This window comes from Ensifer sp., from assembly GCF_035999135.1.
Taxonomy (GTDB): Bacteria; Pseudomonadota; Alphaproteobacteria; order Rhizobiales; family Rhizobiaceae; genus Ensifer.
The window spans coordinates 1-16,381 of record NZ_DASYGZ010000145.1 but is presented as its reverse complement, the minus strand read 5'-3'; the positions used below and the strand labels follow the sequence as shown (position 1 = coordinate 16,381).

Sequence of the window (16,381 nt, the reverse complement as noted above, 5' to 3'; positions counted from 1 at the left end):
GGGCTGCACGATGAAAAAAACCATTCTCGGTCTCTTTGCCTTTTCGATGATGTCCGCGACGGCTCTGGCCGCCGACATCAAGCCGGCGATCATCTACGATCTCGGCGGCAAGTTCGACAAATCCTTCAACGAGGCTGCCTTCAACGGCGCCGAGAAGTTCAAGACGGAAACGGGCGTCGAATACCGCGAGTTCGAAATCGCCAACGACGCCCAGCGCGAACAGGCGCTGCGCCGCTTTGCCAGCGACGGCAACAGCCCGATCGTCATGGCCGGCTTCAACTGGGCGGCTTCGCTCGAAAAGATCGCGCCTGAATATCCCGACATCAAGTTCGCGATCATCGACATGGTCGTCGAGAAGCCGAACGTCAAATCGGTCGTCTTCAAGGAACAGGAAGGCTCGTACCTCGTCGGCGTTCTCGCCGGTCTCGCCTCCAAGTCGAAGACCGTCAGCTTCATCGGCGGCATGGACGTTCCGCTGATCCACAAGTTCGCCTGCGGCTATGTCGGCGGCGCCAAGTCGACCGGCGCGGACGTCAAGGTTCTCGAAGCCTACACCGGCACCACGCCGGACGCCTGGAACGATCCGGTCAAGGGCGGTGAAATCGCCAAGTCGCAGATCGACCAGGGCTCGGATGTCGTCTACCACGCCGCCGGCGGCACGGGCGTCGGCGTCCTGCAGGCGGCAGCGGATGCCGGCAAGCTCGGCATCGGCGTCGATTCGAACCAGAACGGCCTGCAGCCGGGCAAGGTTCTGACCTCGATGCTCAAGCGTGTCGACGTCGCCGTCTACGAAGCCTTCACCGCTGCCAAGAACGACAAGTTCGAGTTCGGCATCTCCAACCTCGGCCTCAAGGAAGATGGCGTCGGCTACGCGCTCGACGACAACAACAAGGCGCTGATCACGCCCGAGATGCTCGATGCGGTGGAGAAGGTGAAAGCCGAGATCATTGCCGGCAAGGTCCAGGTCCACGACTACATGAGCGACGAAGCCTGCCCCTACTAAGGCCTGGCTGACTGCTGACAAGAAGGCCGCCGGTTCAGAAGAACCGGCGGCCTTTTCCTTTGGACATGTGCCACGCGGGCGATCAGTAGTGCGGCGGCTTGGTGATTGCCGGCGCGTCGAACGATTGCTCCTCAAGCGACAGGAAGCGTTCGGTCAGGCGATCGAGCTTGGCGCGCGTCTGCTCCACCACCTTCCATTGCTCGGCGAGCTGGTCGGAAAGCTCCTCGATCGTCTTGGCCTGATGGGCCACCGTTTCCTCGAGATGGGTAATCCGCTCGTCGGTCGTCATCATGTCCGTAAACTCCAATTCAGCGCTCACGGCGCCGTTGGCGGCAGATTGGCCACGACGGGCCGCATGTCAAGCAAGCAGCCCTCAAGCCTCGGCATCAAGCCCTGGCCGCCATCCCGCCCGTCAGCGAAAACCCTGGGTCCTTTGCCGAAAGCCGCTTGTGCAGATGCACCATCAGGCCGGCGGCGAAGAGCGGTGTCAGCAGGTTGACGAAGGGAACAGCCAGGAAGGCTGCGAGCAGCAGGCCGGCGAGAAACACCGTCGAGCGGTGCTTGGCACGGAAAAGGCGCGCCTCGGCCGGCGGACGATAGCGCATCGCCGCAAACTCGAAAAACTCCCGGCCGAGCAGGTAGCCGTTGACGAGGAAGAAGGCGATGAGGTTGACGCCCGGGACCAGCAAGAGGAAGAGCGCCACCAGGTTGCCGAGAATGACGACGCCCAGGAACTTCAGCGATCCGGCGATCGCTTCGGCAAGCGGCAGCGCCCGGCCCTGAGACTCGTTCGGATAGTCGCGCTTTTCGATCACCTCGGCGACGTCGTCGAGGAAGAAGCCGGCGATCAGCGCCGTCACCGGAGCAAGAAGCAGGGCAAGCGCCAGCGCCAGGCCGAGGCTTGCGAAGATCCCGACGACGAAGGTCAGCCAGCCGGCCCAGGCGGGCGTGCCCGGCATCAGCGTATCGATAAAGGGAAGCGCCATCCAGATGAACAGCTCGCGCACGGCAAACCAGAGCGCGACCAGCGCCAGGATCGTCAGGCCAAGTACCTTCCAGAACACCGACCGGGTCTCGGGCGCCAGCAGATTGGCAAGAGAAAGCCGAGCCGCGTCCAAAATCATCATTGTCCTCCAGTGTCAGCTTACGACTCCACACGCCACCGCAGGCGCGCCAAGGTCGCTGTCGTGATTTGAATGGCTGCACGTTTTGTCCCTTGATCGAGACACGATCGGGGAAACATGCAGTAACCTCGATGAGGCATGTAGGCAGAGGGGCAGGCAGCGACAAGAGATGGGCGCAGGCGGCTTCAGTCTTTATGCAAGATTCATCTGGCTCGCCTATGTGGAGCATGGAAAACGCCATGGGCGGCGATATGCTAGACAATACAGAAGAGCGGCCGGGGCGACGGCAGCGACAGGCGGAGGACAACATGACAAGACCAACAACACTCGCTGGCCTCTCGGTGCTCGTGCAGGACGGCAAACTCGACCCCACCGATCTTGTCGATCAGACCTATGCCGCCATCGACGCCCATGGCGACCATGCCGTCTTTACCGAACGCACACGCGACCGCGCCAGGCGCGATGCGGAAGCGGCGGCACGGCGGTTGCGCGCCGGCCGATCCCTTGGTCTGCTCGACGGCTTGCCGGTTGCGTGGAAGGATCTGTTCGACATGGCCGGCAGCGTGACCACCGCCGGCTCGACCGTCCTTAAGTCAAATGCCGCGGCAACAGTCGACGCGCCAGTCGTCGCCTCCGTCGCGGCGGCCGGCATGGTCAGCGTCGGGCGCACCAACATGAGCGAGTTCGCCTTTTCCGGTCTCGGCATCAACCCGCATTACGGCACGCCGAAAAACCCGGCCGCCACCGACGTCGAGCGCATTCCCGGCGGCTCGTCTTCAGGTGCTGGGGCTGCGGTTGCGGCCGGTCTGGTGCCGGCGGCGATCGGTACCGACACCGGCGGATCGGTGCGCATTCCCGCCGCCTTTACCGGCATCGTCGGCTACAAGGCGACGCGCGGACGCTACGCCATGAAGGGCGTCTTTCCGCTGGCAGAGAGCCTCGATTCGCTCGGACCGCTTGCCAACACCGTCCAGGACGCCGTGTGGCTCGACGCCGCCATGCATGGGCTGACGGCGCCGACAGTGCGGCGCGCCGACCTTTCGGGCATCACGCTGGTGATCCCGGAGACGGTGGTGTTCGACGACGCCGAAGCCGAAGTCGTCGAGGCGTTCGAGGATGCCGTCAAGCGGCTCGAAAAAGCCGGCGTTCGCATCAGCCGACGTGCCTTTCCAAGCTTCTCCGCGATCTTCGAGCTCATGGCCCGGCACGGCGCGCTGGTGACGGCGGAGGCCTACGCGCTTCACCGCGAGCGGCTCTCCGGTCCTGACGCCGGCGCGATCGATCCGCGCGTCGTCGTGCGCACAAGGCTCGGCGAGAAGATCACCATGCCCGACTACATCGCCCTGCTCGATGCGCGTGACCAGCTGATCCACGAGACGGTGGAAAGCCTGCGGCCGAACGAACTGATCGCCCATCCGACGCTGCCGCATGTCGCCCCGCCGATCGCGCCGCTGCTTCAGGACGACGAGTTGTTCTTCAAGACCAACGCGAAAACGCTGCGCAACACCTCGATCGGCAACTTCCTCGACTTTTGCGCCGTCTCCATACCTTGCGGAACGGGAGCCGCTGAAATGCCCGTCGGCTTCCAGCTGGCCGCGCCGCATCATCAGGACGACAGGCTGCTTTCCGCCGCCCTTTCGGCCGAGGCGATCATCCGGGGTGAGGCATGATCGTCTGTTTCGACATCGGCGGCTCGGCGATCAAGGGCGCGATCGTGCATTCACGCGAGCGGATCTTTCCGCTGCCCCGCCGAACGACGCCGCTCACCAGTTTCCGCCAGTTCGTCGAAGTGCTCGAATCCGTTCTGGACGAGGCAGGCGGCCACCCGGATTGCGTGGCGATCTCGATCACCGGCGTGATCGACCCGGAAACGCGACGGATCAAATGCGCCAACATTCCCTGCATCGACGGGAGGGAACTCGTCGCCGAACTCGAGGCGGCGCTGCATCTGCCCGTCAGGATCGCCAATGACGCCGACTGCTTTGCGCTCGCCGAAGCCGGTGCTGGTGCCGGGCGCGGCCATCGCATCGTTTTCGGCGCCATTCTCGGCACCGGCGTCGGCGGCGGGCTGGTCATCGACGGCCGGCTGATCAATGCAGATGGCGGCTTTGCCGGCGAATGGGGTCACGGCCCTGCGATCGCGGCGGAAGCCGGCGATCCGCCGATCGCCATCCCGCCTTACGAATGCGGCTGCGGCCAGCGCCGCTGCGTCGACACGGTCGGCGGCGCGCGTGGACTGGAGCGACTGCACCAGACCGCCCATGGCAAGACGCTTTCGAGCCATGAGATCATTGAAGCGTGGCAGGCAGGCGATGCGGAGGCGAGGCGCACGGTCGAGCTCCTCGTCGACCTCGTCAGCTCGCCGCTCGCGCTCGTGATCAACATCACCGGCGCGACGATCGTGCCGGTCGGCGGCGGCCTTTCGAACTCCGAAGAACTGCTCGCCGAAATCGACAAAACCGTCCGTAGCCGGATTCTCAGACAATTCGACCGACCGCTTGTCGTGCGCGGCGAATGCCGCGTCGAACCCGGGCTGATTGGCGCGGCGCTGCTTGGCCTTGGAGAGGAGACCGCATGAGCGACATCAAACTCGAAGTCTGCGTCGACGACGCCGACGGGCTTTACGCGGCCATCGACGGTGGTGCCGACCGGATCGAGCTCTGCGCTGCCCTGTCCGTCGGCGGCCTGACGCCCGCCCCCGGACTGATAGCCCTTGCCGGCCCGCCGGCTGTACCCGTCTACGCGATGATCCGCCCGCGACCCGGCGACTTCGTCTTTTCGGCTGCCGATCTCGATGCGATGCGGCGCGATATCGACGCGGTGCGCGCTGCAGGCCTTGCCGGCGTGGTGCTCGGCGCGTCGCTCGCCGATGGCCGGCTCGATGCCGCGATGCTGACGAAGCTCACCGGCCACGCTGCCGGGCTTGGCATGACGCTGCATCGCGCCTTCGACCTCGTTGCTGATTTCAGCGAAGCGATGGAGATTGCCGTCGAGCTCGGATTCGAACGCATCCTGACCTCCGGTGGCGCCAAGAGCGCACCGCAGGCAGCCGACCGGCTGAGCGAAATCGTCGACCTTGCCAAGGGCCGCCTGTCGATCATGCCCGGATCCGGCGTCACGCTCGAGACCGTCGACGCGCTCCTCGACTGCGTGGCGGTCGGCGAGGTACATTCCTCCTGCTCACGTGGTGAGCCGGCTCACGACCAGCGACTGATCGACATGGGTTTCGTCTCGGCCGATCGCCGCCGTACGGATGCAGCAACGGTCAGGGCGATGAAGGATAAGCTTTCAGCACGCTGAAGAAGACCTTTTGCTGAAAACAAAAAGCCCCGGAGAGCATCCAGCTCTCCGGGGCTTTTTGTTTGATGCGAGGCGATCAGGCGGCGTAGACCTGGGTTCCACCGATCCAGGTCGAGCCCATGCCGAGCTCCGGCGTCAGAAGCACGAAATCGGCGTCCGCTCCGGGCTTCAGCCGTCCCTTGTGGGTGGCGATCCCCATGGCATCGGCCGGATAGGCCGAGGCCATGCGCAGCGCCTCCTCGACCGGCAGGCCGAGCTTCTCGTGCACGAAGAGGACCGACGACAGCATGTCGATGTCGGCGCCGGCGAGCGTGCCGTCGGCAAGCGTCAGGCGACCGCCTTCGCGCAGAATTTCGCGACCGTTGAGCTGGAAGCTCTTCATGTCGGTACCGATCGGCGACATGGCGTCGGTGACGAGGAAGATCTGGCCCGGGCCCACCTTGGCGCGGAGCGCGACGCCCATGGACGCCGGCTCGACGTGGTAGCCGTCGGCGATCAGGCCGGCATGCAGCGTGCCGGTCGCCAGTGCCGCACCGACCACGCCCGGCTCACGGTGACCGAGACCACTCATGGCGTTGAAGAGATGGGTTACGGTGCGCGCGCCCGCCTTGGCATAGGCGACGGAGGTGTCGTAGCCGACATCGGTATGGCCGAGGCTGACGACGGCACCGGCATCGGCCAGCGCCCGCACCTGTTCCTTGGTGGCGTTTTCCGGCGCAACCGTCACCATCAGCACGCCAAGCGCCCTGACGCAGTCGAGCATTTCAGCGAGATCGGCATCATCCATCGGACGGATCAGCTTCGGATCGTGGGCGCCCTTGCGCGCCACTGAGAGATGCGGGCCTTCGAGATGCAGGCCGAGGAAACCCGGCACGTGCTGCGCCTTCGCCTCCAGGCCGGCCTTGATGGTGGCGGCCCGGACCTCACGCGTGTCGGTGATCAGCGTCGGCAACAGCGCCGTGGTGCCGAAGCGGGCATGCGCCGAACAGATCTGCCGGATGCCCTCGACGGTCGGCTCTTCATTCAGAAGCGCACCGCCGCCGCCATTGACCTGCAGGTCGATGAAGCCGGGCACCAGCAGCATGCCGTGCGCATCGATCCGTTCGGCGTCGGCGGGGATGTCGGCCACGGCGACGATCGCCTTGACGCGCCCGCCCTCGATGACGAGGGCGCAGCCGTCGTGCCATTCGACGCCGTCGAACAGGCGGGCGCCGGTGATTGCCTTCCTCTCGCTCATCTCGTCTCCGTTACCTTCTTGAGGCTCGCCGGTGCATCGGGGTTGAGACCACGCGAGCGCGACCAGGCCTCGACGAAGCCGTAGAACGGCAGGATCAGCGTCAGCGCGTCGGTGATCGGATGGCCGGTCTCGACGAACGGCAGGCGCTTGGCCTTGCCGGCAAGGCTTGACGTAACATGAACCACCGCGCCCTTTTCGGCCATGCCGTCGGCAATGCCAGCGACAGAGGTTTCGGCTGCGTCACGGGCAGCAAGCGTCAGCACCGGGAACTTGGCGCCGACGAGCGCGACCGGGCCATGCAGCACTTCGGCGGCCGAATAGGCTTCCGCATGCATGCCCGAGGTTTCCTTGAACTTCAACGCCGCTTCGCTCGCAATGGCCAGCGCCGGTCCACGGCCAAGCACATAAAGTGATTCGGCTTCGCCGAGATCGTCGGCAAAGGCCTGCCAGTCGAGCTTGACCGCCTTGGCAAACTGATTGGGCAGATCGGCGACCGCGCGCTGAAGCGCGGCATCCCCCGTCCATTCGCCAAGCACGGCAAGCCCTGCAACGATCGAGTTGACGTAGGACTTGGTCGCGGCAACGGCAATCTCGGGGCCGGCCAGAATGTCGAGCGGGTTGGTGCAGGCTTCGGAGATCGGCGAGGGCAGCGTGTTGGTCAACGCGATCGAGACCGCGCCGGCATCGGTCGCGGCCTGGGCCATGGCGACGATATCAGGGCTCTTGCCCGACTGCGAGATTGCGATCGCCGCGGCACCGCCGAGCTTCAGCTTGGCGCCATAGATCGAGGCGAGCGACGGGCCGAGCGAGGCGACGGGGCGGCCGGCCTGCAGCTCGATCGCATATTTCAGAAACAGGGCTGCGTGGTCGGAGGAGCCGCGGGCGATCGTGACCAGGAAGGCAGGATCCTTGGCGCGCAGTGCGGCGCCTGCGGCCTTCAGCTGATCGGCGGAACGCTCCAGCAAACGCGCTGCGGCTTCGGGGATCTCGTCGATTTCTCGGCGCATATTGGTCTGCATGGTCAATTCCTTTCTTGGCGGGGCCATCGGCCTTAGGATTCCGACAGCGTCAGTTCCGCGACAAAGTCATAGGCGTCGCCCCGATAGAGCGAGCGGGTGAATTCGACGACGCGTCCCGATGCAAGATAGGAAACACGTTCGATGGACAGGCCGGCCGAGCCGACGGCGACGCCGAGCATCGAGGCATCAGGATCCTTGATGTTGCAGGCGGAGATACGCTGCACGGCGCGCACGGGACGCGAGCGCGTCTTGTCGAGGGCCGTGTAGAGCGACGAAGTGACGGCCAGCGGATCCGGCAGGAATTCCGCCGAGATGCTGGCGCGCTCGATCGCAAGCGGCATGTCGTCGGCAATGCGCAGCCGCCCGAGGCGGGCCACCAGGGCATCCGCCGGCAGACCGAGCGCCATCATCTCGTCCGGTGACGGATGGAACAGACCGCGCTCAAGCCAGCGGGCATGGGTGTTGAGACCGCGGCGCGCCATGTCCTCGGTAAACGAGGTGAGGCGTGACAACGACTGCTGCACCTTGGAGACCGGCTTGACGACGAAGGTGCCGGAACCGTGGCGACGCACCAGCAGGCCGTCGCGCACGAGATCGTCGACCGCCTTGCGCACCGTCACGCGACTGATGTTGGCGTAGTCGGCGAGATCGCGCTCCGGCGGCAGCGCGTCACCATGGTTGAGCTTGCCCGACTGGATCGCCTCTTCGAGCGACTGCCTGAGCTTCAGATAGAGCGGACCCGAACCACCGGACTGCAGGCCCTCAAGCGGCAGGATGGATGCGAGCTGATGGCTCATGCGCCGGTCCTCGCCTGAGAACCGAAGCGCTGGGCGGCAAGCGCGACGGCGCCGGTCAAGGCATCGGCTTCCGCCTCGACGATCAGCGCCTGGTGCCGCTCGGCGAGCCACGGGCGGTAGAGCGGCGCCAGTCCGCCGAGCAGGCAGAGCCGCTCCGCCCCTCTTGCGACGACCACGTCGAGCGCTTCGTCGACGGTTGCGGCCGCAGCCTTCAGGACGCGCACGGCAACGGAGTCGCCGGCGACCGCCGCTTCAAAGACACGCGGCGCGTATCGGCCGAACTCGCCGGGCTTGGCAAGCCGGGCAAAATCGACGACGTCGCGCGGATCGTCGTTGAACTCGGCCATGACGGATGCGGTGACCCCGGAGCCCTCACGGATATTGTCGAAGGCGAGCAGGCTTTCCTGAAGAAGCGCATGGCCGATGCGGGCGCCGCTGCCGTGATCGCCAATGGTAAAGCCCCAGCCGCCGACATAGCTGACCGTTTCGCCCTGGCGCAGAATGTAGATCGTGCCGGTGCCGAGAATGGCGACCGCGCCGTCCTGGTTGCCGAGCGCACCCTGAAAGGCGATCAGGCCGTCGGATTCGATATCGGCGGCCGCGAACGGCAGGCGGCGCTTCACGTAATGAACGGCGTCGCCGACATTGTGGCCGGCCACACCGACAATTGCTTTTGCGGATGCGATGCCCACGGGATCAAGGCTGGCCTCCTCGAAGGCGGCGCGCGCGGCCTCACCGATATTGGCAAGTGCGGTTTCAGGGTCGGTCAGAATGTTGGCCGCTCCCGCCTTGCCGCGGCCGAGCACGCGTCCATCCACGGATGCCACAGCAGCCCGGCAGCTGGTTCCGCCGCCATCGATTCCTATCAGGTAATGTGTCATGTGCACCTCCGCCCATTGAGGATACCAAAAAAATACCAATAACCAAGCCTGAATCCATTCGCACTTTCGATTTCGTCGCAATACATTGAATTTTATACGCTAATTTAGCTGATTTGTTTTTTCAGGCGCCGAAAGTCAAATTCTTCTGGACAATTGGTATTTTTTTGGCATTAATTTCAACCGAGAGGAGACACCACCCATGCCGTCAGTGAAGACCGAAGAGCGTCACGACAACGCCAAGGGGCTGGATCTTATGCATCCGGCGCTGGCGCTGAGGATGCTCGCATCCGGCCAACAGGCAGCCGCAAAGGCAGTCGACGGCGCCATCGAAGCGATTTCTGCAGCCGCGTCGATTGCGGCCGAAAGCCTTTCGTCGGGCGGACGCCTTGCCTATGCGGGCGCTGGCAGCTCCGGTCTGATGGCGATGGCCGATGCGCTCGAACTTCCGGGCACCTATGGTATTTCCCAGGATCAGATCGTCATTCTGCTGGCCGGCGGTGCCGCCAGCCTCAGCGATCTCGCGGGTGGCTACGAAGACGACATGGACCTTGCCCGCGAAGACGTGCGCAAGGCCGGCATCGGCGCGGGCGACTGTCTCGTTTCCGTTTCCGCGAGCGGCTCCACTCCTTATGCGCTTGCCGCCGCCGACGAGGCGCGCAAGCTCGGCGCCAGGGTGATTGCGGTCGCCAACAACCCGGGTGCTGCCCTGTTCCAGGATGCGGATGTCGCGATCCTGTTGCAGACGCCGCCGGAGGTGATTTCCGGCTCGACCCGCATGGGCGCCGGCACCGCCCAGAAGATCGCCTTCAACATGTTTTCGACACTGGTCGGCATCCATCTCGGCCACGTGCTCGACGGACACATGGTCAATCTGCGCGCCGACAACATCAAACTCCACGGCCGCGCCATTCGCATCGTCACCGACATCACCGGCGTCAGCGCCGCCGAGGCCGGCCGGCTGATCACCATGGCTTCCGGTTCCGTCAAGGTCGCAATCCTTCTCGCCTCCGGCGCGAAGGATGTTGCGGCGGCGGAAGCGGCGCTCGACCAGACCAGACAGAATTTGCGCCGGGCGATCGACATCGTCTCGGCCTGAATGACTTCGGGATCCAAACCGCGCCAAAGCGGCGCTTATAAAAAGGGAGAACCTGCATGACCCGTACGACAATCAAAGGCCTGCTGCTCGCTTCGAGCATTCTCGGCACGGCCGGGCTGGCGCACGCCGAGGACGTGACGCTGACCATCGAAAGCTGGCGCAACGACGACCTGGCCATCTGGCAGGAAAAGCTGATCCCGGCCTTCGAAGCGAAGAACCCGGGCATCAAGGTCAAGTTCGCGCCGACCGCGCCGACCGAGTACAACGCCGCGCTCAACGCCAAGCTCGACGCCGGCTCGGCGGGCGACCTCATCACTTGCCGTCCGTTCGACGCCTCGCTCGAACTCTACAACAAGAAGCACCTTGCCGACCTGACGGGTCTGGCCGGCATGGAGAACTTCTCGCCGGTCGCCAAGTCCGCCTGGACGACGGACGACGGCGCTGCCACCTTCTGCGTGCCGATGGCTTCGGTCATCCACGGCTTCATCTACAACAAGGATGCCTTCGACCAGCTCGGCATCCAGATCCCGACGACGGAAGCCGAGTTCTTCGCGGCCCTCGACAAGATCAAGGCCGACGGCAACTACATCCCGATGGCGATGGGCACCAAGGACCTCTGGGAAGCCGCCACCATGGGCTACCAGAACATCGGCCCGACCTACTGGAAGGGTGAGGAAGGCCGCGCCAAGCTGATCAAGGGCGAAGAAAAGCTGACCGATGCTGCCTGGGTCGAGCCCTACAAGGTGCTGGCCAAGTGGAAGGACTACCTCGGCGACGGCTTCGAAGCCCAGACCTACCCGGACAGCCAGAACCTCTTCACGCTCGGCCGCGCAGCGATCTACCCGGCCGGCTCGTGGGAAATCGGCCTGTTCAACACCCAGGCCCAGTTCAAGATGGGTGCATTCCCGCCTCCGGTTAAGAACGCCGGCGACGCCTGCTACATCTCGGACCACAACGACATCGGCGTCGGCCTGAACGCCAAGAGCGCCCATGCGGAAGAAGCCAAGAAGCTTCTGACCTGGATCGCCTCCCCGGAATTCGCCGAAATCTACGCCAACGCGCTGCCGGGCTTCTTCAGCCTGAACTCGCAGCCGGTGAAGATGGCCGATCCGCTCGCCCAGGAATTCGTCTCCTGGCGCGAAAAGTGCAAGCCGACGATCCGCTCGACCTACCAGATCCTGTCGCGCGGCACGCCGAACCTCGAAAACGAAACCTGGGTCGAATCGGCCAACGTGATCAACGGCACCGATACGCCCGAGGTTGCTGCCGAGAAGCTGCAGAAGGGCCTCGACGGCTGGTACAAGCCGGCGAAGTAAGACTGACGTAAGCGCAACAGGTTCCCTCCCCTTTTGCGGGGGAGGGTCGGCCCTACACTGCCCGCGTCCTGGACGCGCAAGAAGCGCCTCGGATCGGATGAAGCCGAGGATGCCGTAGGGACCGGGCGGGGCGACATGCCGGATGTGGCACTCCCCCAGCCGAAGCGTCACCGGCCTCCCCTTTCGGGAGGCCACCGACGCAGTCGTTTGCAAAAGAACGCGATAGACTTAACCTTCGTCATGAGCCCTCATTGGGGCAGATGGCATGCGGCGAGACCGGCCGCGTGGCGTCAGTGCGCATCGTGATGGACATCGTGATTGTCATCGTGATTGTCAGGGGAACCGGTCTTGAAAAACGGATGGACCAATGAGTGACGCTCTTTCAGTGCAAGACGGACAGCCGACCGCAAGGCGGCCGAAACGCTGGCACATCCTCGTCTTCCTGCTGCCGGCCTTCCTGATCTATTCGGCGGTCATGATCCTGCCCTTGATCGAGACGCTGCGGCTTTCGCTGTTCAATACGGTCGATGGCCAGCCGACGTTCGTCGGGCTTGCCAACTTCCAGACGCTGTTCGGCGACGAGCGCTGGGCGCACGACTTCTGGAACGCGCTGAAGAACAACGTCCTCTTCTTCATCATCCACATGTGCGTGCAGAACCCGATCGGGGTCGCGCTCGCCGCCATGCTGTCGATCCCGAAGCTGCGCTTCGTCACCTTCTACCGCACGGCGATCTTCCTGCCGACGCTCCTGTCCTTCGTCATCGTCGGCTTCATCTGGAAGCTGATCCTGTCGCCGATCTGGGGTGTCGCCCCCTGGATGCTCGATCTCGTCGGCCTGAAGTCGCTGTTTGCGCCCTGGCTCGGCAAGCCCGGCTCGGCCCTCATCGCCGTGTCGCTGATCTCGGTCTGGCAGTATGTCGGCATCCCGATGATGCTGATCTATGCGGCGCTGCTCAACATTCCGGACGAGGTGATCGAGGCTGCCGAGTGCGATGGCGTCACCGGATGGAGCCAGTTCTGGAAGATCAAGCTGCCGCTGATCCTGCCGGCCATCGGCATCATCTCGATCCTGACCTTCGTCGGCAACTTCAACGCCTTCGACCTGGTCTACACGGTGCAGGGGGCGCTGGCCGGTCCTGACGGCTCGACCGACATTCTCGGAACCTTGCTCTACCGCACCTTCTTCGGTTTCCAGCTGCAGCTCGGCGACCGCTCGATGGGCGCAACGATCGCCACGGTGATGTTCCTCATCATCCTTGCCGGCGTCTCGCTCTACCTCTTCGTCATTCAGCGCCGCATGCGCCGCTACCAGTTCTGAGGAGACCGGCGATGTCGAAAGCACGCGATTCCATTTTCCGCACCGGCTTCGTGCATGTGGCGCTGATCGCCTACACGCTCGTGTCGCTGTTCCCGGTGTTCCTGACGATCATCAACTCGTTCAAGGATCGCAACGCGATCTTCCGGGCGCCGCTGACGATCCCGACGCCGCAGACCTTCAGCCTGATCGGTTATCAGACCGTTCTCGGCCAGGGGGACTTCGCCACCTATTTCCAGAACAGCTTCATCGTCACGATCGTCTCGATCGCGCTGGTGCTGCTGTTCGGGGCGATGGCCGCCTTCGCGCTGTCGGAATACCGCTTTCGCGGCAACACGGTCATGGGCCTCTATCTGGCGATCGGCATCATGATCCCGATCCGGCTCGGCACGGTCGCCATCCTCCAGGGCATGGTCGCCGCCAACCTGGTCAACACGCTGACGGCGCTGATCCTGGTCTACACGGCGCAAGGTCTGCCACTCGCGATCTTCATTCTCTCGGAGTTCATGCGAACCGTCTCGGATGACCTGAAGAACGCCGGACGCATCGACGGGCTGTCGGAATACTCGATCTTCTTCCGCCTGGTTCTGCCGCTGGTCCGGCCAGCGATGGCGACGGTCGCCGTGTTCACGATGATCCCGATCTGGAATGACCTCTGGTTCCCGCTGATCCTGGCGCCGGCCGAAGCCACCAAGACCGTGACGCTCGGCTCGCAGATCTTCATCGGCCAGTTCGTCACCAACTGGAATGCGGTTCTGGCGGCCCTGTCGCTCGCCATCCTCCCGGTTCTCGTCCTTTACGTCATCTTCTCGCGGCAACTGATCCGCGGCATCACCGCAGGAGCAGTCAAGTGAGTGCAAGCAGCAAACCGGTCCGGGTCCTCGTCGCAGGGCTCGGCAACATGGGGCGTAGCCACGCCCTCGCCTATCACAACAACCCCGGCTTCGAGATCGTCGGCCTCGTCAACCGTTCGAAGGTGCCGCTGTCGGAGGAGCTTTCCGGCTACACCATCCATCCGGATTTCAAGACGGCGCTTGCCGAACTGAAGCCCGAACTCTGCTCGATCTGCACCTATTCGGACAGCCATGCCGACTTCGCGGTCATGGCGTTCGAGGCCGGCGCCGACGTGTTTGTCGAAAAGCCGCTTGCAACCACCGTCGCCGACGCCGAGCGCGTCGTTGCGGCCGCGAAGAAGCATGGCCGCAAGCTGGTTATCGGGTACATCCTGCGCCACCATCCCTCGTGGATCCGGCTGATTGCCGAGGCCCGCAAGCTCGGCGGTCCCTATGTCTTCCGCATGAACCTGAACCAGCAGTCGAGCGGACCGACCTGGGAGACCCACAAGTCGCTGATGAAGACGACCTCGCCGATCGTCGACTGCGGCGTGCACTATGTCGACGTCATGTGCCAGATCACCGACGCGAAGCCCGTGGAAGTGCGCGGTATGGGGTTGCGTCTCTCCAACGAGATCGCGCCGGACATGTACAATTACGGCCACCTGCAGGTGATCTTCGAGGACGGTTCGGCCGGCTGGTACGAAGCCGGTTGGGGGCCGATGATCTCGGAGACCGCCTTCTTCGTGAAGGACGTGATGTCGCCGAACGGGTCGGTCTCGATCGTCATGGACCAGAACGCCAAGTCCGACGACATCGACATGCACACCAAGACCGCGGTGATCCGCCTGCACAACGCCGAGACCGGCGCTGACGGCCGTTTCATCAAACCAGACGAAGACCTGAAGATGGACGGAGAACCCGGCCACCAGGAACTCTGCGATCGCGAGCAGGCCTATGTGCTGAAGGCCATTCGCGAAGACATCGACCTCGACCGTCACATGAACGACGCCGTGCAGTCGCTCCGCATCTGCCTTGCCGCAGACGAGAGCGTGCGCACCGGCAGACCCGTCAAACTTTAAAGGGGGCAACCAGGTGGGATCGCTTCAACTCAAATCCATCCGCAAGGCCTATGGTAGCCACGAAGTGCTCAAGGGCATCGACCTCGAGGTGAAGGACGGCGAGTTCGTCATTTTCGTCGGGCCCTCAGGCTGCGGCAAGTCGACCTTGCTGCGCACGATCGCCGGCCTCGAGGACGCGACTTCGGGCAGCGTCCAGATCGACGGCACCGAGGTCGGCCATGTGGCACCCGCCAAGCGCGGCATCGCCATGGTGTTCCAGTCCTATGCGCTCTATCCGCACCTGACGGTCAAGGACAACATGGGGCTGGGCCTGAAGCAGGCCGGCAAGCCGAAGGCAGAGATCGAGGACAAGGTCGGCAAGGCGGCGAGCATGCTGTCGCTCGACCCGTACCTCGCCCGTCGCCCGGCCGAACTTTCCGGCGGCCAGCGCCAGCGCGTCGCCATCGGCCGCGCCATCGTGCGCGAGCCAAAACTCTTCCTGTTCGATGAACCGCTGTCGAACCTCGACGCGGCGCTGCGCGTCAACACAAGGCTCGAGATCGCACGGCTGCACCGCAGCCTCAAGGCGACGATGATCTACGTGACCCACGACCAGGTGGAGGCGATGACGCTCGCCGACAAGATCGTCGTCTTGAATGCCGGCCAGATCGAGCAGATCGGCTCGCCGATGGACCTCTACAATCGGCCCGCCAACGTCTTCGTCGCCGGCTTCATCGGTTCGCCGCAGATGAACTTCATCGACGGTGCACGGCTCGGCGATGCCGGCGCCAAGACGATCGGCATTCGCCCCGAGCATATGGCGCTGTCGCGCGAGAGCGGCGACTGGAAGGGCAAGGTCGCGCATGTCGAGCACCTGGGCGCCGACACCATCGTCTACATCGACAGCGAGCAGGTGGGCACCATCACGGTCCGGCTCTTCGGCGAACATCGCTATGCCCCCGACGACATCGTTTACGCCACGCCGATGGTCGGCGCGATGCACCGTTTCGGCGCGGACGACCGCATCCTCGCCTGATCCAAAACGGGGCCGGTCGCCCCATCACAGCTCTGTGAAAATCAGCCGCCACGGGACTAAACCCCTGTGGCGGCTGATTTATTTTTTGATTCGCCGCGGCCCATGACTCTGTTGCGCTGCAATGCGATTTAACATACATTTGTGTTTGTATATTAGCTTTCCGGTATTTTCCCAAGCCGATACCGGTTCCGCTTCCCTTCACTTCCGGACCGCACGGGCCCTTTGCAAGACGCACCGGCTGCCTGCGGCCACCGAATATGGACATCGCTATGCGTATGAACCGACCGACACTGGCCGCCGCCTTGGCAACCGCGATTCTTCTTTCCGGTTGCCAGAAAGAGGACGAGCAGCCGGCTGCCGCCG

The 16,381-nt window shown here is 64.1% G+C and carries 16 protein-coding genes; 10 read left to right on the top strand and 6 right to left on the bottom strand.

All coding sequences use genetic code 11. The annotated features are described in order from the left end of the window. Nucleotides 1-10: 10 nt before the first annotated feature. Entirely contained in the window at nt 11-1,003 is a 993-nt protein-coding gene (locus VGO12_RS18625; RefSeq protein ID WP_327514242.1) for a BMP family ABC transporter substrate-binding protein, read from the top strand. An 82-nt stretch (nt 1,004-1,085) separates the two neighbouring features. Here VGO12_RS18625 and VGO12_RS18620 read toward each other — a convergent pair whose 3' ends face one another. Both VGO12_RS18620 and VGO12_RS18615 read right to left on the bottom strand, forming a co-directional pair. Next, nucleotides 1,086-1,295 (bottom strand): SlyX family protein, encoded by a 210-nt coding sequence (locus tag VGO12_RS18620; protein ID WP_414650746.1) that lies wholly within the window; start codon nt 1,293-1,295, stop codon nt 1,086-1,088. A gap of 94 nt (nt 1,296-1,389) precedes the next feature. Further along, the gene (locus VGO12_RS18615; protein WP_327514240.1) at nt 1,390-2,127 is read right to left on the bottom strand and encodes a sulfate transporter family protein; all 738 of its coding nucleotides are present in this window, start codon (nt 2,125-2,127) and stop codon (nt 1,390-1,392) included. A 308-nt stretch (nt 2,128-2,435) separates the two neighbouring features. On the opposite strand from VGO12_RS18615, the gene VGO12_RS18610 reads away from it, so the two are divergent. From VGO12_RS18610 to VGO12_RS18600, 3 genes are read left to right on the top strand one after another with little or no spacing between them, the layout of a single operon-like run. Beyond that, nucleotides 2,436-3,797 carry an amidase gene (locus VGO12_RS18610; protein ID WP_327514239.1) on the top strand — a complete coding sequence of 454 codons (1,362 nt, stop codon included), beginning with the start codon at nt 2,436-2,438 and terminating at the stop codon, nt 3,795-3,797. Next, the gene (locus VGO12_RS18605) at nt 3,794-4,705 is read left to right on the top strand and encodes an ROK family protein (protein ID WP_327514238.1); all 912 of its coding nucleotides are present in this window, start codon (nt 3,794-3,796) and stop codon (nt 4,703-4,705) included. Before VGO12_RS18610 ends, VGO12_RS18605 begins: the two co-directional genes overlap by 4 nt. Beyond that, entirely contained in the window at nt 4,702-5,427 is a 726-nt protein-coding gene (locus VGO12_RS18600) for a copper homeostasis protein CutC (RefSeq protein ID WP_327514237.1), read from the top strand. Before VGO12_RS18605 ends, VGO12_RS18600 begins: the two co-directional genes overlap by 4 nt. Nucleotides 5,428-5,503: 76 nt before the next feature. On the opposite strand, the gene nagA is transcribed toward VGO12_RS18600, so the two are convergent. Genes nagA through VGO12_RS18580 form a run of 4 tightly spaced genes read right to left on the bottom strand, consistent with a single transcriptional unit; the run spans nt 5,504 to nt 9,361 of the window. Further along, nucleotides 5,504-6,664 carry an N-acetylglucosamine-6-phosphate deacetylase gene (nagA, locus tag VGO12_RS18595; protein WP_327514236.1) on the bottom strand — a complete coding sequence of 387 codons (1,161 nt, stop codon included), beginning with the start codon at nt 6,662-6,664 and terminating at the stop codon, nt 5,504-5,506. Then, nucleotides 6,661-7,683 carry an SIS domain-containing protein gene (locus tag VGO12_RS18590; protein ID WP_327514235.1) on the bottom strand — a complete coding sequence of 341 codons (1,023 nt, stop codon included), beginning with the start codon at nt 7,681-7,683 and terminating at the stop codon, nt 6,661-6,663. Before VGO12_RS18590 ends, nagA begins: the two co-directional genes overlap by 4 nt. Nucleotides 7,684-7,715: 32 nt before the next feature. Beyond that, the gene (locus tag VGO12_RS18585; protein WP_327514234.1) at nt 7,716-8,480 is read right to left on the bottom strand and encodes a GntR family transcriptional regulator; all 765 of its coding nucleotides are present in this window, start codon (nt 8,478-8,480) and stop codon (nt 7,716-7,718) included. After that, on the bottom strand, nt 8,477-9,361 hold the full coding sequence (locus tag VGO12_RS18580; RefSeq protein WP_327514233.1) for an N-acetylglucosamine kinase: 885 nt from the start codon (nt 9,359-9,361) through the stop codon (nt 8,477-8,479). Before VGO12_RS18580 ends, VGO12_RS18585 begins: the two co-directional genes overlap by 4 nt. Nucleotides 9,362-9,560: 199 nt before the next feature. Here VGO12_RS18580 and VGO12_RS18575 point away from each other — a divergent pair, with 199 nt between their 5' ends. From VGO12_RS18575 to VGO12_RS18550, 6 genes are all read left to right on the top strand, one after another. Further along, complete coding sequence (locus tag VGO12_RS18575; RefSeq protein ID WP_327514232.1) at nt 9,561-10,457, top strand: N-acetylmuramic acid 6-phosphate etherase; 897 nt, start codon at nt 9,561-9,563, stop codon at nt 10,455-10,457. A 56-nt stretch (nt 10,458-10,513) separates the two neighbouring features. Continuing rightward, a complete protein-coding gene (locus VGO12_RS18570; protein WP_327514231.1) occupies nt 10,514-11,773 on the top strand; it encodes an ABC transporter substrate-binding protein in 1,260 nt (419 codons plus the stop codon). Between the two features lie 367 nt (nt 11,774-12,140). Next, the gene (locus VGO12_RS18565; RefSeq protein WP_327514230.1) at nt 12,141-13,091 is read left to right on the top strand and encodes a sugar ABC transporter permease; all 951 of its coding nucleotides are present in this window, start codon (nt 12,141-12,143) and stop codon (nt 13,089-13,091) included. Between the two features lie 11 nt (nt 13,092-13,102). Beyond that, nucleotides 13,103-13,942 carry a carbohydrate ABC transporter permease gene (locus VGO12_RS18560; RefSeq protein ID WP_327514229.1) on the top strand — a complete coding sequence of 280 codons (840 nt, stop codon included), beginning with the start codon at nt 13,103-13,105 and terminating at the stop codon, nt 13,940-13,942. Further along, entirely contained in the window at nt 13,939-15,003 is a 1,065-nt protein-coding gene (locus tag VGO12_RS18555) for a Gfo/Idh/MocA family oxidoreductase (protein ID WP_327514228.1), read from the top strand. Before VGO12_RS18560 ends, VGO12_RS18555 begins: the two co-directional genes overlap by 4 nt. Before the next feature lie 13 nt (nt 15,004-15,016). Next, nucleotides 15,017-16,018, top strand: a complete 1,002-nt coding sequence (locus VGO12_RS18550; protein WP_327514227.1) for an ABC transporter ATP-binding protein — start codon at nt 15,017-15,019, stop codon at nt 16,016-16,018. Nucleotides 16,019-16,381 lie beyond the last annotated feature (363 nt).

Coding starts and splice junctions, on each gene's coding strand:
- VGO12_RS18625 (WP_327514242.1), top strand. CDS start 11: ATGAAAAAAACCATTCTCGGTCTCTTTGCCTTTTCGATGATGTCCGCG.
- VGO12_RS18620 (WP_414650746.1), bottom strand. CDS start 1,295: ATGATGACGACCGACGAGCGGATTACCCATCTCGAGGAAACGGTGGCC.
- VGO12_RS18615 (WP_327514240.1), bottom strand. CDS start 2,127: ATGATTTTGGACGCGGCTCGGCTTTCTCTTGCCAATCTGCTGGCGCCC.
- VGO12_RS18610 (WP_327514239.1), top strand. CDS start 2,436: ATGACAAGACCAACAACACTCGCTGGCCTCTCGGTGCTCGTGCAGGAC.
- VGO12_RS18605 (WP_327514238.1), top strand. CDS start 3,794: ATGATCGTCTGTTTCGACATCGGCGGCTCGGCGATCAAGGGCGCGATC.
- VGO12_RS18600 (WP_327514237.1), top strand. CDS start 4,702: ATGAGCGACATCAAACTCGAAGTCTGCGTCGACGACGCCGACGGGCTT.
- nagA (WP_327514236.1), bottom strand. CDS start 6,664: ATGAGCGAGAGGAAGGCAATCACCGGCGCCCGCCTGTTCGACGGCGTC.
- VGO12_RS18590 (WP_327514235.1), bottom strand. CDS start 7,683: ATGCAGACCAATATGCGCCGAGAAATCGACGAGATCCCCGAAGCCGCA.
- VGO12_RS18585 (WP_327514234.1), bottom strand. CDS start 8,480: ATGAGCCATCAGCTCGCATCCATCCTGCCGCTTGAGGGCCTGCAGTCC.
- VGO12_RS18580 (WP_327514233.1), bottom strand. CDS start 9,361: ATGACACATTACCTGATAGGAATCGATGGCGGCGGAACCAGCTGCCGG.
- VGO12_RS18575 (WP_327514232.1), top strand. CDS start 9,561: ATGCCGTCAGTGAAGACCGAAGAGCGTCACGACAACGCCAAGGGGCTG.
- VGO12_RS18570 (WP_327514231.1), top strand. CDS start 10,514: ATGACCCGTACGACAATCAAAGGCCTGCTGCTCGCTTCGAGCATTCTC.
- VGO12_RS18565 (WP_327514230.1), top strand. CDS start 12,141: ATGAGTGACGCTCTTTCAGTGCAAGACGGACAGCCGACCGCAAGGCGG.
- VGO12_RS18560 (WP_327514229.1), top strand. CDS start 13,103: ATGTCGAAAGCACGCGATTCCATTTTCCGCACCGGCTTCGTGCATGTG.